General features: G+C 71.3%; 11 protein-coding genes. 4 read left to right on the top strand and 7 right to left on the bottom strand.

Annotated elements, in window-relative coordinates; all coding sequences use genetic code 11:
* Positions 1–4: 4 nt before the first annotated feature.
* From POL25_RS20510 to POL25_RS20490, 5 genes are read right to left on the bottom strand one after another with little or no spacing between them, the layout of a single operon-like run.
* The gene (locus POL25_RS20510) at positions 5–748 is read right to left on the bottom strand and encodes an SDR family oxidoreductase (protein WP_272087809.1); all 744 of its coding nucleotides are present in this window, start codon (positions 746–748) and stop codon (positions 5–7) included.
* Between the two features lie 8 nt (positions 749–756).
* The gene (locus POL25_RS20505; RefSeq protein ID WP_272087808.1) at positions 757–2,067 is read right to left on the bottom strand and encodes a beta-ketoacyl-[acyl-carrier-protein] synthase family protein; all 1,311 of its coding nucleotides are present in this window, start codon (positions 2,065–2,067) and stop codon (positions 757–759) included.
* Positions 2,068–2,086: 19 nt separating this feature from the next.
* Positions 2,087–2,641 (bottom strand): 3-hydroxyacyl-ACP dehydratase FabZ family protein, encoded by a 555-nt coding sequence (locus tag POL25_RS20500; protein ID WP_272087807.1) that lies wholly within the window; start codon positions 2,639–2,641, stop codon positions 2,087–2,089.
* Positions 2,629–3,618, bottom strand: a complete 990-nt coding sequence (locus POL25_RS20495) for an ACP S-malonyltransferase (RefSeq protein WP_272087806.1) — start codon at positions 3,616–3,618, stop codon at positions 2,629–2,631. Before POL25_RS20495 ends, POL25_RS20500 begins: the two co-directional genes overlap by 13 nt.
* 43 nt (positions 3,619–3,661) lie before the next feature.
* Positions 3,662–4,918: an aminotransferase class I/II-fold pyridoxal phosphate-dependent enzyme gene (locus tag POL25_RS20490; RefSeq protein ID WP_272087805.1), complete on the bottom strand. Its 1,257-nt coding sequence runs from the start codon at positions 4,916–4,918 to the stop codon at positions 3,662–3,664.
* A gap of 428 nt (positions 4,919–5,346) precedes the next feature.
* On the opposite strand from POL25_RS20490, the gene POL25_RS20485 reads away from it, so the two are divergent.
* From POL25_RS20485 to POL25_RS20470, 4 genes are all read left to right on the top strand, one after another.
* Complete coding sequence (locus POL25_RS20485) at positions 5,347–6,441, top strand: NAD-dependent epimerase/dehydratase family protein (RefSeq protein ID WP_272087804.1); 1,095 nt, start codon at positions 5,347–5,349, stop codon at positions 6,439–6,441.
* Positions 6,442–6,721: 280 nt separating this feature from the next.
* The gene (locus POL25_RS20480; RefSeq protein WP_272087803.1) at positions 6,722–7,846 is read left to right on the top strand and encodes a UTP--glucose-1-phosphate uridylyltransferase; all 1,125 of its coding nucleotides are present in this window, start codon (positions 6,722–6,724) and stop codon (positions 7,844–7,846) included.
* 712 nt (positions 7,847–8,558) lie between these two features.
* A complete protein-coding gene (locus tag POL25_RS20475; RefSeq protein WP_272087802.1) occupies positions 8,559–10,145 on the top strand; it encodes a glucose-6-phosphate isomerase in 1,587 nt (528 codons plus the stop codon).
* 44 nt (positions 10,146–10,189) lie between these two features.
* On the top strand, positions 10,190–11,605 hold the full coding sequence (locus tag POL25_RS20470) for an MATE family efflux transporter (RefSeq protein ID WP_272087801.1): 1,416 nt from the start codon (positions 10,190–10,192) through the stop codon (positions 11,603–11,605).
* 119 nt (positions 11,606–11,724) lie between these two features.
* Here the strand turns inward: POL25_RS20470 and POL25_RS44430 are convergent, their stop codons facing one another.
* Both POL25_RS44430 and meaB read right to left on the bottom strand, forming a co-directional pair.
* On the bottom strand, positions 11,725–13,122 hold the full coding sequence (locus POL25_RS44430; protein ID WP_272087800.1) for a DUF1963 domain-containing protein: 1,398 nt from the start codon (positions 13,120–13,122) through the stop codon (positions 11,725–11,727).
* Between the two features lie 533 nt (positions 13,123–13,655).
* Positions 13,656–14,666: a methylmalonyl Co-A mutase-associated GTPase MeaB gene (gene meaB / locus POL25_RS20460; RefSeq protein ID WP_272087799.1), complete on the bottom strand. Its 1,011-nt coding sequence runs from the start codon at positions 14,664–14,666 to the stop codon at positions 13,656–13,658.
* Positions 14,667–14,748 lie beyond the last annotated feature (82 nt).

Raw genomic sequence — 14,748 nt, 5'->3', positions numbered from 1 at the left:
CCCCTCAGTACGTCCAGTCGAGGCCGCCGGTGACGGGCACGACCTGACCGTTGATGAAGCTGCCGCCCGTGGCCAAAAACAGCACCGCCGCGGCCAGCTCGGCCAGCGTGCCCATGCGGCCCTTCGGCATCGGGCAGTACTGCTGCCAGTAGTCCTTGGCGGCCTGCGGCATCGTCTCGCGCGTCATGTCGGTGTCGAAGAAGCCCGGCACGACCACGTTGGCGGTGATGCCCTTGCGCCCGTACTCCTTGGCGAGCGCCTGGGTGAAGCCGTGCAGGCCGGCCTTGCTGGCGGCGTAGTTGGCCTGCCCGGCCGCGCCGTTGTGCTGGATCGACGAGATGTTGACGATCCGGCCGAACCGCGCCGCCAGCATCGACGGCAGGAACGCCCGCACGACGTAGAACGGCCCGTGCAGGTTGGTCGCCAGCACGTCGTGCCACTCCTCGTCGGACATGGACACCACGAGATTGGCGCGGTTGATGCCGGCGCAGTTGACGATCACCTCGATGCTGTCGAAGTCGTCGAGCACCGCGTCGGCGACCTCGCCGACCTTGTCGGAGCGGCTCACGTCGAGCGCGTAGCCCTTGCACCTGGCGCCCGGTCGGATCGCCGCCGCCTCGGCCTCGATCTTGCGCGCGGCCTCGTCGTTGCTGCGGTACGCGAACGCCACGTCGTGGCCGGCGCGCACCGCCTCGAGCACGATCCCCGCGCCGATCCCCCGCGAACCCCCGGTGACGAAGAAGTTCATGGCGCGGCTCACAGGGCGTTCGGATCCCACCGACGGTACAGCGCGCAGCAATTGAGGCCGCCGAAGCCGAACGAGTTCTTGACCATGAGCTCGATGCGATGCTCGACGGCCTGGTTGGCGCACACGTCGACGTCGACCTCGGGGTCGAGCTGGTCGATGTTGATCGACGGGTGCAGCACCCCGCCGCGCATCTGCAGCATCGCCGCGACGGTCTCGACCGCCGGCGCCGACCAGCAGGTGTGGCCGAGCATCGACTTCGGCGCGTTGATCTTGAGCTTCTTGGCGTGGGCGCCGAACACCTTGCGGATCGCGTTGAGCTCGGACAGGTCGCCGAGCGGCGTGCTGGTCGCGTGGGCGCTGACGAAATCGATCTCGTCGGGCCGCACCTGCGCGCGCCGCAGCAGCCGCTCGATCGTGCGCGCCTGGCCCTCGGTCGATGGCGACGGCAAGTGGCAGCCGTCGGAGCTCGAGGTGCAGCCGAGCACCTCGGCGTAGATCGTCGCCCCGCGCTTCAGCGCGTGGCCGAGCTCCTCGAGCACCAGCGCGCCGGCGCCGTGCGACGGCACGAAGCCCTCGCGCCGCGAGTCGTACGGCCGGCTGGCCAGCTCGGGCGTGTCGTTGAAGCTCTCGAAGGTGATGGCGCCGAGCAGCGCCATCGCGTGCACGCCCATCTGCGAGAAGTCGAGCACCGCGCCGACCACCATCGCCATGTCGTGGTCGTGGTGGCGGATCTCGTCGATCGCGTTGCGCAGGGCCACGTTGGCGCTGGCGCACGCGCCTCCGAGCGTATAGCAGGCGCCCTTCCAGCCCAGCATCTCGCTCACCGAACCGGCGTGGTCGGTGTCGAGCATGTGCAGCGCCGCCATCGAGTCGATGTAGTCGGGGTCTTCCGTCTGGAAGGTGACGTAGTTGTCGGCGAAGTAGCGCTCGTTGAGGTTGTGACCGCCGACCAGCACCGCGCAGCGGGTCGGGTCCGCGACCTCGACCATGCCGGCATCGCGCCAGGCATCGGCCGCGCACAGCACCGACAGCGACGTCGAGAACGGCGCCTTGTTGCACAGCTGGCGGGCCCGCTTGTGCACCTCGGCCGGAAGCACGCCGCGCATGCGCTCGAGCTTGGCCTTGACGTCGTACTGCGAGAGATCGCCGCCGATCTTCGAGTAGACGCCTTCGTTGTTGTGCCACTTCCAGCGCGTGATCGCCGACTTGCCGGCCACGAGGTTGGCGTAGAACGTGTCGAGATCGTCGCCGAGCGGCGTGTTGATGCCGAGGCCGGTGATGACCACGCGGCGGGGCGATTGTGCCTGCGATGAGACCATGCGTGCTCTTCTGGGGGGATCAGTCCATCAAGTAGACCTCGAACACCGCGAGGGCCTGGACCTCCTCGCCGCGGAGGGCTTGGCCGACGCAGGTCGAGACGTAGTCGCTGTGCTCGAGGGAGCGGGCGAGCAGCGTCAGCCGCTCGCCCGGGCGGACGCCGCCCTGAAACAGGGCGTGGTGGACCTTGAGCAGCCGCAGGCGCGCGGGCGTGTCCGCGGCGTCGATGCTGGCTGTCCCTTTGGCCATGAGGTGGAGGAGACAGATCCCGAGCTGCCCGATCGCCTCGACCAGCAGCACGCCCGGGTACACCGGGTCGCCGGGGAAGTGACCGGCGAACACCGGGTCGGCGGCGTCGATCGTCCGCGCGCCGCGGATCATGCCCGGCGCCTCAGGCGTGCGCGGCAGCTCGACGGCGTCGATCGCGTCGACGAACAGGAACGGATCGCGGTGCGGCAGCATGCGCTCGATCGCAGCCCGCCCGAACTCGACCCGCGTGCTGGCCTCTCCGGGCACGAACACGGGCCGGCGGCGGTGCTGCTTGACCAGCGCGTCGAGGCCGCTCAGCTGGTCCACGACGCCTCCCGGGCCTTGTCCTTGCGGGTCGTCGGCGGCAGGTGCTGGCGCAGCGCCGCGAGCACGCCGGCGAGGTGCTCGGCGACGTCGTCGCGGCTGTCGGTCGCGTACTTGGGCCGCGTCGACCACTTGCGGTCGAGCAGGTTGTGCAGCACCTGGCGCGGGCCGACCTCGACGAACACCGCGCCCGGGTGACGCTCGGCCACGCGGTCGATCGACTTGCGCCACAGCACCGGCGTGTGCACGTGCGCCGCCAGCAGCTCGACGAAGTCGGCGGGCGTCGGCGTCGGCACGAGCTCGCCGCGGCGGTTGGGAAGATACGGCAGCCGCGGCGCCTTGAAGCGCGCGCGCTGCAGGTACGGCCGCATGGCCGCGCCGACCGGCTCGAACAGCGACGAGTGCATCGGCACCTGGCGCTCGATGATCGTCGGCACCACGTAATGCTCGTCCTCAAGCAGCGCGACCGCGGCCTCGACCGCGGCGGCCTCGCCCGACAGCACGTGCTGCTTCGGCGAGTTGAGGTTGACGATCTCGAGCACCCCGAGGCCCTGGCCGCGGATCTGCTCGACGACCTCTTCGAGCGTCTCGAGGTCGAGCGGCTGGACCGAGGCCATCATGCCGCGCGGGCCGGCGTCGTAGGCCTCGCCGCGGGCCTGGACCAGGCGCAGCGCCTCCGGCAGCTCGAGCGCGCCGATGTGCACGAGGTGGTTGTACTCGCCGAGCGACAGCCCCAGCGACAGCTCGGCGTCGACGCCCTCGGCCTGCAGCGCGCTGAGCATCATGTGGTTGGCGACGAACACGCCGACCTGGACGTCGACGTTGCGGTCGAACGCGGTCGGGTTGTCCTCGCTGGTGTGGGCGCCGAGATCGCGGCCGAGCACGTCGCTGCAGACCGCCAGCACCTCGGCCGCGCGGCGATGCAGCCGGGCCAGCTTGCCGAGCATCCCCGGGTAGCGCGAGCTCTGCCCTGGGAACATGAACACCAGCGTCGTCATCGTCGTGCCCCCTCCCCTGTCCCGCTCACTCGACCGCCTCGTCGACGCGGCCGCGGATGATCGTATCCTCGAGGATCTCGAGCGCGCGGTCGAGATCGGCGCGCGTATGCGCGGCCGTGATCGCGACGCGGAAGCGCAGCCCGTCCTCGGGCACCGAGGGGTAGTCGACCGGCGCGAGGAACAGCCCGCGGCGGTGCAGCGTGCGCGTCAACTCATACAGCCGGCGGCGATCCGATCCGACCATGATCGGCACCACCTGACTCGAGCCATGCCCGAGGTCGAGGCCGATCTGCAGCGCCTTCTCGCGGAAGTAGCGGGTGTTGGCCCACAGCGTCTCGCGCAGCGAATTGTCGCGGGTCGCCACCTCGAGCGCCTTGCGCAGCCCGGCCACCACCGACGGCGGCAGCGCGCAGCTGAAGCCGTAGGCGTTGATGTAGTAGCGCATGTAGTGCAGCAGCGAGCGCGGCCCGACGGTGAAGCCGCCGCAGCCGGCGAACGCCTTGCTGAAGGTCGCGAACTGCAGGCCGATCGACTTCTCGGCGCCGTAGTGCTCGACGACCCCGCGGCCGTTCGCGCCGTACACGAGGATCGAGTGGGCCTCGTCGATCAGCACGCCGACGCCGTGCTTCTCGGCCACCGGCAGGAGCTTCGGCAGATCGGCGGTGTCGCCGTCCATCGAGTACACGCCCTCGACCACCACCAGCCGGCGCTGACCCTCGCTGTCCTTCAGCGCCTGGTCCAGCGAGTCGGGATCGTTGTGGTCGAAGAACACCAGCTTGGCGCGCGCCAGCTTGGCGCCGTCGATCGAGCAAAGGTGCGTCTTGGCGTCGAGGATCGCCACGTCGCCCTTGCGCAGCACGCCCGCCAGCGTGCCCATGCCGCCGGCGAAGCCGCTGTTGAAGAGGATGCAGTCCTCCTGGCCGAGGAACGCCGCGAGCTCCTGCTCGAGCCCGCGGTGCAGGTCCGACAGGCCCGACAGCAGCGGCGAGCCGCACGCGCCGGTGCCGTAGGTGCGCAGGGCCTCCTGCGCCGCCTCGACGACCTCCGGGTGGGTCGCCAGCCCGAGGTAGTTGTACGAGCTGAGGTTGATGACGTCGCTGCGAACCCCGGCGCGCTCGATGGCCATGCGCGGTGCGACGGCCCCCAGCATGTGGGGTTCGTACATCGACATCGCCCACGAGCCGGCCTCGGCCCACTGCACGAAGCCCTCGGGCGGACAGAGCGGATCGTCGCTGTCCGAGAAGTAGAAGTCGGCCAAACTGTGCTCGGCTTCGCGGCCCATTACGGTACTCCCCGGCATATCGAGGCCCGGGCGTAGTTACAGCGAAAGTATCGCGGCTGTCACGGAAATTTTGTTCTTCATCGCATGCGGATCCACGTGCAGCGCGCGCTGATGCGTAGCTTCACGTGTTGCAGATTGCGACGCGCTGGCCTTATCGCCGAACTATTTAAACCGATGCATAAAATGATGCGCCGTGAGGCGCCCGCATGCGGCTGCATCGGCCGCTGGTAGTTAATCTCGAGTGCAACAATCTCGGTGACCTGCCACCGACCTCGACGGCCGGTTCGCGCTCGCGCTCGCGTGTGGACTGCGAAATGCGTCGCACACTGGCTGAATGTCACGCGGACACAAGACCGCGATCGAGGCTTCGCGAGTGCGACGTCACAGCCTTGACGGAAGCGGCGCGCGCCCGGTAATCCCCCCGCATCGTGCCCACGAAGGTCGTCGTCACCGGGGCCAACGGGTTCATCGGCAGCCACCTCGTCGATCGCTTGCTCGCGGGCGGCGACGCGGTGCGAGCGATGGTCCGCGCCAGCGCCAACCTCGACAACCTCGCCGACGCGCTCGCGCGGACAGACGCGCGACCCGAGCTCGTGCGCGCCTCGCTGACGGACGTCGAAGCCATGGCCGCCGCGTTCGACGGCGCCGAGGTCGTCTATCACGTGGCCGGTCTGACCGCCGCGTTCACGCGCGAGCAGTTCGCGCTGGCGAACGCCGCCGGGGTCGACAACGTGCTCGCGGCGATCCGTCAGGCCCCACGACGGCCGCGGCGGCTCGTCTACGTCTCCTCGCTGATGGCCGCCGGCCCCTCGCACCCCGAGGTCGCGCGGCGCGAGCACCACGCCCCGCGCGTCGGCTACACGCTCTACGGCGACAGCAAGCTCGACGGCGAGCGGCTGATCTTCGCGGCCGCGCGCGCCGGCGACGTCGAGGCCGTGATCGTGCGTCCGCCCGCCGTCTACGGCCCGCGCGACCTCGACATGCTGCAGATGATCCGCTCCGCCAAGTTCGGGGTGATCGCCCAGCCCGGCATGCGATCCACGTGGATGTCCTTCATCCACGCCTTCGACCTCGTCGACGGCATCGCCCGCGCCGGCGCTCGCGGCATCCCGATCCCCCGCCAGGGCGACCACGTGCTCGCCGATCACGGCAGCCCCTTCGACCATGTCCCCGAGGACAGCTCGCACCCCACCGGCGCCGGCATCTACTACCTGACCGACGGCCAGCGCAGCACCGTCGTCGACTTCGGGCGGGCCGCCGCCGCCGCGCTCGGTCGCCGCGCCCTCGCCCTGCCGATGCCGCAGGTCGCCGTGTGGACCGTCGCCGGCATCAACCACGCCATCGGTCGCCTGCGCGGCAAGGCCCCCGCGCTGACCCTCGACAAGGCGCGCGGCAGCATGGCTCCCGGCTGGTGGTGCGACGACAGCCGGGCCGTGCGCGAGCTCGAGTACGCGCCGCAGTGGCCGCTCGCCAAGGGCCTCGAGCACACCGTCGCCTGGGCGCGCTCCGTCGGTCGCCTCTGAGCCCCGACCTGCGCGTCGATCACGAAGGGGCGCGCTCTCGCCGAGCGACCTCACCGACGCGCGTCACCGCGAAACTCGAGCACCGAGCCCCCTCACCGACGCGCGTCACGGCCCGCGTTCGACCGCGAGGCGTATCTGGCTCCCACGCTCGCGGTGGTTCCGCAGGGACTTGCGCACCTCGGCGGGCCGGCGCCGACCAGCCGCCTGGACCGCGCGCGTGCGGGCGTTTCGCGGCCCTCGGTTCGACCTCATGCCGGACGTGGAGTAAGACCAGCGCGACATGCTCCGCCCCTCGGTCGCCGACATCGCCTTCGACGCTGCTCTCTTCGATCAGCTGCGCAGCGCCCTCGCCCGCGGCGAGCTCAGCCCCACGCGCGCTCGCCTGCCTGCCCCGCCGCGCCCGCTCGGCGACGACGCCTTGCTCGACCTCGACGAGCCTCACGCCCGCCCTGCCAGGCGGGCCCGCGGCGAGGCAGCTCTGGCTGCGCGCAAGGTCGCCGCCCTGATCTTGAACGGCGGCATGGCCACGAGGTTCGGCGGCGTCGTCAAGGGCGTCGTCCCCGTCTTGCCCGACCGGCCCGACCTCTCCTTCCTCGCCGTCAAGCTCGCTGGTGTCCGCGCCGCTGGTGTCCCCGCGGTCGTCATGCACAGCTTCGCCACCGCTGCCGCCTCCCGCGATCACCTCGCCACCCTTGGTTGGTCGGGCATCCCCGAGCGTGATCGTCACGAGTTCTTGCAGTCGCTCATGCCGCGCGTCCTCCCCGACGGCACTCCGCTCGTCACCCTGCCCGGCGCCGACCTCTTGCCGGACACCACCGTCTACGCCGCCCCTGGCCACGGCGACACCCTGCGGCGCGTCCGCGACAGCGGCATCGTCGCCGAGCTGCGGGCCCGCGGCGTCGAGCACCTCCTCGTCTCCAACGTCGACAACCTCGGCGCCTCCCTCGACCCCACCGTCCTCGGTGCTCACCTCGAAGCCGTCGAAGGCGGCGCCGAGCTCAGCGTCGAGGTCGTCGCTCGCGCCCCCGAGGACGCTGGCGGCTGCGTCGCCGACCTCGACGGCCGTGCCACCATCATCGAGTCCTTCCGCCTCCCTCCCGGCACCTCTCTCGCCCAGTACCCGCACTTCAACACCAACACCCTGTGGATCTCCCTCGCCGCGCTCGAGCGCCCCTACCCCCTCACCTGGTTCCCCGTCGAGCGCGCCGTCGAGTGGCCCGGCCGTGACGACCTCGCCGTCATCCAGTTCGAACAGCTCATCGGCCAGATCACCGAATTCGCCCGCACCGCCTGCCTGCGAGTCGACCGCGCCCGCTTCCTCCCGATCAAGACCCGCGACGACCTCGCCGCCGCCCGCCCCGCGATGACCGCCATCGTCAAGAGCGTCGGCCTCGATCCCGGCTGATCGTCCACGACTCACCCGAGGACATGCTCTTTTGAGCATGCTCTTTCCACCATGTCCTCGCAGACATGTCCCTTGGAACATTCTCCAAAGGACATGTACATGAGGCCACCTCTCACAGCGAGCGCAGCCGGCGAGCGCCCCTCCCCGACGTAGCGCGACGAGCCCCCACGCCGCTGATGGGCTCCGCAACGCGGACGGGCCTCTGCATCGCGGACGCGTATCGCAGCGAAGTTGAGCCCCGCAACCGACGATCTCTCGCGAACGAGCCCCGCCACCGGAGGTCCGCCGCGACGCAGACGACCCTCGCGTCGCGCAGGCCCGTCGCGCCTCGACGAGCGCCGGATAGTTCGCCCAGAGGTCCGCGGGATGGCCGGCCGGCCCCGGCCGGCCATCCCACGGAAAGCCACACCGCGGAGTCCAGGCCCCACGTCGAAGCCGACGACCGGCGCTCGAGCCACCCACGAGGCCAGCCGTGCAGCGGTCGGGGACGCGGGTCGGCGCCCATCCGCAGCGAGATGCGCCCGACGAAGGAGGGAGCATCCGCGAGGACTGGGCGCCGACCCGCGTCCCTGACCGCCCGCGAGGCGGCACCGGCAGTTCGCGAACCCAGCCGCTCTGCAGCGCTCCGACCGACCTCAGCCCACCGAGCAAGCGAACAGCCCCGCCGAGCACGAGCCCAGCCGCCCCCGACGCTGCTATAAAGCGCCCCGACATGGCCGACCCACTCGACCACTACCTCACCTGGCGCCTTTACCGTGGCGAACTCGACATCGAGCTCGACTTCGCCGACGCCCAGCTCGACGAGCCCGCCTTGACCGCCAATGCCGCGCGGCTGGAGGCTGCGCTCGACGCTCTTCACCGGATCGAGGGCGGCGCCGTCGCCAACGTCGACGAGGGGCGCATGGTCGGCCACTACTGGCTCCGCGACCCCGAGCGCGCCCCCGATCCCGCGCTCTCCCAGGCCATCCAGGCCAGCTGGAACCAGATCGAAGCCTTCGCCGAGGGCGTGCGCGGCGGCCAGATCCTCGCCGACGACGGCCGCCCGTTCACCGGCGCCATCCTCGTCGGGATCGGCGGCAGCGCTCTCGGCCCGCAGCTGCTCGAGGCTGCCCTCACCGCGCGCGACAGCGGCCCCGGCTTCAGCCTGCGCGTGCTCGACAACACCGATCCCGCCGGCATCGCCGACCTGCTCGCAGAGACAGGTACGCTCGCGCAGACCCTGATCCTCGTCGTCTCCAAGTCGGGCTCCACCGTCGAGACGCGTAACGGCATGCTCGAGCTGCGGGCCGCTTGCGCCCGCCAGGCCATCGAATTCCCGAAGCGGGCGATCGCCATCACCAGCGAGGGCAGCACCCTCGATCAGCTCGCCGAGCGCGAGGGCTGGCTCGCCCGCTTCCCGATGTGGGACTGGGTCGGCGGCCGCACCAGCGTCCTCTCGCCCGTCGGCCTCCTGCCCGCCGCCTTGCTCGGCCACGACTGGCGCGCCCTCCTGCGCGGCGCCGCGGCCATGGACCAGTGGGGCCGCGTGCGCCCGGCGCGGCGCAACCCCGCCGCCCTGCTGGCCTGGATGTGGCATCAGCAGGGCTCCGGACATGGCCTTCGGGACATGGTCATTTTGCCATACAAGGATCGCCTGTCGCTGATGTCGCGCTACCTGCAGCAGCTCGTGATGGAGTCGCTCGGCAAGCGCCTCGATCGCCAGGGGCGCGAGGTGTGGCAGGGCCTCGCCGTCTACGGCAACAAGGGCTCGACCGACCAGCACGCCTACGTGCAGCAGCTGCGCGACGGCCTCCACAACTTCTTCGCCGTGTTCGTGCGGGTGCTCCGCGATCTCGACGGCCCGGCCAACGGCCCCGGCGCCGTCGAGGTCGAGCCGCAGGTGAGCTCGGGCGACTGCCTCGACGGCTTCTATCAGGGCACCCGCGCCGCCCTCGCCGAGCGCGGTCGGGCCAGCGCGACGATCGTCCTGCGCGAGGTCAGCGCGACCTCGGTCGGCGCCTTGATCGCGCTGTTCGAGCGCGCCGTCGGGATCTACGCCGAGCTCATCGACGTCAACGCGTACCACCAGCCCGGCGTCGAGGCCGGCAAAAAGGCCGCCCAGGGCGTGCTCGTGCTGCAGACGGCGGTGCTGGCGGCGCTGCCCGGCTCCGGAGGCAAGACCTGCCGCGAGCTCGCCGACGCGCTCGGCACCGACCCGGTGGCCGTGTGGCAAGTGCTGCGACACCTCGCCAGCAACGGGCGCGTGAGCGTCGACAGCCTCGTCGATCCGGCGACGGCTCAGTTCGCGCGCGCGACCTGACGCGCCGAGACGTCGCGGGCGCGAGCGAGTATCCTCCCGCGCCCATGGCCCCGGTCCCTGGACTCCGCGCGCTCATCACCCTCGCCTGGCCGATCGTGCTCGCACGTTCGGCGCAGTCGGTGATCAGCTTCAGCGACGCCGCGATGGTCGCCCCGCTCGGCGACGACGCGCTCGCGGCGGCCACCACCGGGGCCATGAACGCGCTCGGGATCCTCATCCTGCCGATGGGCATCACGTTCATCGTCCAGAGCTACGCGGCCCAGCTCGCCGGTCAGGGCGACCTCGCCAGCGCCCGCCGCTACGCCTGGTACGGCCTGGCGCTGGCCGGCCTGGCGATGCTCGCCGCCCTGCCCATCATCCCCGCGATCGCGCCGGTCCTCGCGCTCACCGGCCACGCGCCGGCGGTGCGCGAGGTGATGGGCGAGTACATGGCGATCCGCATGCTCAGCACCGGCGTGGTCGTCGGCACCGAGGCGCTCGGCAACTGGTTCGCCGGCCTCGGCGACACCCGGGTGGCCATGCGCGCCAGCCTGACGGCGATGGTCGTCAACCTCGCCCTCAACTGGGTGCTGATCTACGGCAACCTCGGCGCCCCCGCGCTCGGGGTCCAGGGCGCCGCGTGGGCCAGCGTGCTCGCCAGCGTCGCCGGCTTCGCCGTCTGCTGCCACGCGTTCTGGCGCGCGCGCCACCAGCGGACCATCGACCCCGCGACCGTCGGCCCCGTCGAGCACCCCGTACCTGTCCTTTCGGACAGACAGGACGGCCGCCTGGGCGTCCGCGAGTTCGCGCGGATGATGCGGTTCGGCCTGCCCAACGGCCTCAACTGGTTCCTCGAGTTCGCCGCCTTTTTGATCTTCATCAACCTCGTGGTCGCCGAGCTCGGGACCGTCGCGGTCGCGGCGCTGATGGCGGTGACGGCCGTCAACTCGGTCTCGTTCATGCCGGCGTTCGGGCTCGGCTCGGCCGGCGCGGTGCTGGTCGGCCAGGCGATCGGCGCCGGCCACCACGACCACGTGCCGCGGATCGTGCTGCGCACCTTCGCGGTCGCGGCGTCCTGGCAAGGCGTGGTCGGCCTGCTCTACTTCGCCATCCCGGTGCCGCTGATGATGGTGTTCGCGCGCGACGAGGTCGAGTCGTCGCGCGCGGTCGTCGAGCTCGGGGCCCAGCTGCTGGCGATCAGCGCGGTGTGGCAGCTGCTCGACGCCACCGTCATCACCGTGAACGAGGCCCTGCGCGCCGCCGGCGACACCGCCTGGCCGCTGGTGCTGCGGATCTCCCTCGCCTGGGTGATCTGGCTGCCGCTGGCCTGGCTGACCGTGTTCACCTGGGACGGCGGCGCCGCGGCCGCGACGTGGAGCATGGTGGTGTACATGGTGGCGCTGGCGGCGGCGATGGTGCTGCGCTTCCGCTCCGGCGCCTGGCGCCGCATCGACCTCACCGGCCGCGGCACGGCGGCGTAACGCCGTCTAGCGAGGCATGTCGCTCCGGACATGTCCTCTCAGGCATGTCCATCGGTGCATGTCCGCGAGAGCATGACCCATCGGACATGCTCTCCCGGACATGTCCCGGAGCTCCAGCCTCAGTGGCACTGCAGGGACCCGCGCGCCTGCGACCAGTCGTGGGCGGCCAGGGCGTCGGCGGGGAGCCAGAAATAGAAAAAGCCGCCGTCCTGGTTGAGCAGCGGGCCGCCGTGCTCCTGGGCGTCGATCTGCAGCAGCAGCCGCCAGCGCAGCGATCGCCGGCGGACCTGCAGCGCCTCGTGGGAACCGTCCTCCCAGCCGTCCCAGCCCTGCGGGCGGGTATCGATCTCGACGTCGAGGTACGGGTCCCCCTGGATCGCCGACGGGTGCCCGAGCAGGCGGTGGGTCGGCCGCTCGAATGCGTCGAGCTGCTCGGACTCGGCGATGAAGCACGCGAGCGGGTTGAACGGGACGAGCTCGCCCCCCTCGCCCTGCTGCCGCTGACGATGGCCCTCGAGGATGCGCGCCTCGGGCAACAGCGCCTCGTAGAAGAAGTGGCTGTCGACGCCCGGGTACTGCAGCTCGTCCGCGGTGTCGATGTCGTACGCGGCGAGCCGCTCGACGGCCGCGGGGGCCGGGCGGTGCACCAGCGTATCGAGGTCGGTGAGATGGAGCACCCGCACGGGGTGGCCGCGCACGCCGTCGGGGGGGCTCGGGGCGTAAAAGAAGCTCAGGAGGCCGCTCGCGGGCAGCTCGCTGGCGGCGTCGCGGCGCGCCAGCCCGGCGAGGTCGAACTGGGCGACGAAGGTCAACGGTACGCCGTCGACCTCGGGCCACGGCATTTCGGGCGGCAGGTCGGGGTCGCCACCCAGGCGCGTCTGGCCGGTTGGACAGGTCGCATCGTCGACGGCGTCGGTGTTCTCGGTGTCGTCGATGTCCTCGTCATCCTCGTCGTCGTATTCGTCCTCCCCTTCGACGCGGGACAGGTGCAGGCGGATCGACGGGCGGGCCATGGCGCGCACCTCGGCGACGTGCTCGGCGAGACCGAGCGGCTCCAGCCGCTCACGCCACTCGGCCTCACCCGCGGCCGCCTGCATCGCGGCGAGGCGGACCGGATCGCGCAGCGCCGCGGCAAATTCGTCGGCCCGCTGCAGCCCGGCGTCGGTGAGCACGGCCTCGTACACGAACAGATCGGAGGGCATCAGCGTGTCCGACTCCTCGACGTGCCCGAGGATCGCGGGCATCGCCCGCAGGTGCCCCTCGACGAACGCCAGCCAGCGCTCGGGCGGGTGCTCCCGGTCGTCGCCGATGCACACCTCCTGCGCTTTGATGTCGAGCGGCACGACGCCGTCGTCCGGGTCGAACGTCGTCAGCCGCAACGCGACGACCGGGTACCCCGCCTCGTTGCGCCACACCGGCGGCTCAACCTCGGAGGCGAACGCGACCTCGACGGACCCGGCGCGCAGCGGGAGGTGACGGCGGAACAGCTCGAGCAACCGGTCGATGTCGACGCTCACCGGGGCATGATACGGCGGCCGGCCTCGCTGCGCACAGATCGGCGCAGCGTGAAGACGCGGTGGTTCTCGAAAGGCCGCCAGGAAGTCGACGGGCCATGAGGAAATCGCAGGGCCCCGCGGCCGCTCGGCCCAGCGAGTCATCACGACGCGCGACACGGCAGCTCGCATGCAAGCCGATCCGCAGGGCGAAGCTCACCGAGATCGCCGCGTTCGCCGAACGTCTCGCCACATCGACGAGAGACGCCCGCGACCGAAATTGGCCCCCAGCGCACGCCCGCGAGCCGAGGCTAGCGCGGCCGTGCTCGCACTTGCGGAGGCCGAGCGCCCCGCTCCACCGCGATTGCGACCGGCCGACTCTCGCTGCGAGCGCCAAGTGCCGGTCGCAAGCACCCCTCTCGCTCGAACCGAGCACTGGGCGAGGAACATGTCGCAATAAGCATGCCCTTCAAGACATGGCTGATAAAACATGCCCATTCGAACATGCCCGCCAGGACATGCCCCTCGGAACATGTCCTCTCTTTAATATGGAACCGCTACTGCCCCGACGCGCGGGTGAACGCCGCGAGCAGTTCAGCGGCCGCGTGGTCGGGGCTGACGCGGCCGGCGCGGACACCGGCCTCGAGCGCCGGCCTGCGGGCCAGCACCTCGGGGTCGGCGGCGAAACGGCGCATCAGCTCGGCCTCGATCGCTCGCCACAGCCAGTAGACCTGCTGCGCCTCCCGCTGGGCCTGCCACGCCGGCCCGGCCTGGAGGGCCTCGCGGTGGCGCTCGACCGTCTGCCACAGCGCGGCGAGGCCGGCGCCGGTGACCGACGACGTCGTGACGACCGGCACCGACCAGCCGGCGTGCTTCGGCCGGATGAGGCGCATCGCCAGGGCGTACTCGGCGCGGGCGCGCCCGGCCGCGGCGAGGTTGTCGCCGTCGGCCTTGGTGATGGCGAGGATGTCGGCGAGCTCGAGGATCCCGCGCTTGATGCCCTGCAGCTCGTCGCCGGCGCCGGCGAGCATGAGGACGAGGAAGCAGTCGACCAGCTGCGCGACCATCACCTCGGACTGGCCGACGCCGACGGTCTCGACCAGCACGACGTCGAAGCCCGCGGCCTCGCACAGCAGCACCGTCTCGCGGGTGTGGCGAGCGACGCCGCCGAGCTCGCCGAGCGACGGCGACGGGCGGATGAAGGCCCGCGGCTCGCGGGCCAGCTCCTGCATGCGCGTCTTGTCGCCGAGGATGCTGCCGCCGCTGCGCACCGAGCTCGGATCGACCGCGAGCACGGCGACGCGGCGGCCGAGCTCGCGCACCAGATGCAGGCCGAGCGCCTCGATCAGCGTGCTCTTGCCGGCCCCCGGGCTGCCGGTGATGCCGACTCGCAGCGCCCCGCCGGTCCGCAGATCTTCCGTCTGCAGCGCCGACACCAGCGCGCGCGCCAGCTCCTGGTCGTCAGCCCGCTGACTCTCGACCAGCGTGATCGCCCGCGCCAGCACTGCTCGATCGCCGGCTCGCACCCCCGCCGCGTACGCCTCGACGCTGAGCCGCCCTCGTGCCATCGCCACCGGCACCATACCCGCTGGCCGGGCGGCGCGACAAGCATCGCCGCCGCCTGTCCCGAGGGACCTGTCCCGAAAGACA

It is taken from the genome of Nannocystis bainbridge (assembly GCF_028368995.1).
GTDB classification, from domain to species: Bacteria; Myxococcota_A; Polyangia; order Nannocystales; family Nannocystaceae; genus Nannocystis; species Nannocystis bainbridge.
Note: the sequence above shows the minus strand (reverse complement) of the source record. Positions and strands in the feature narration are given on the sequence as shown.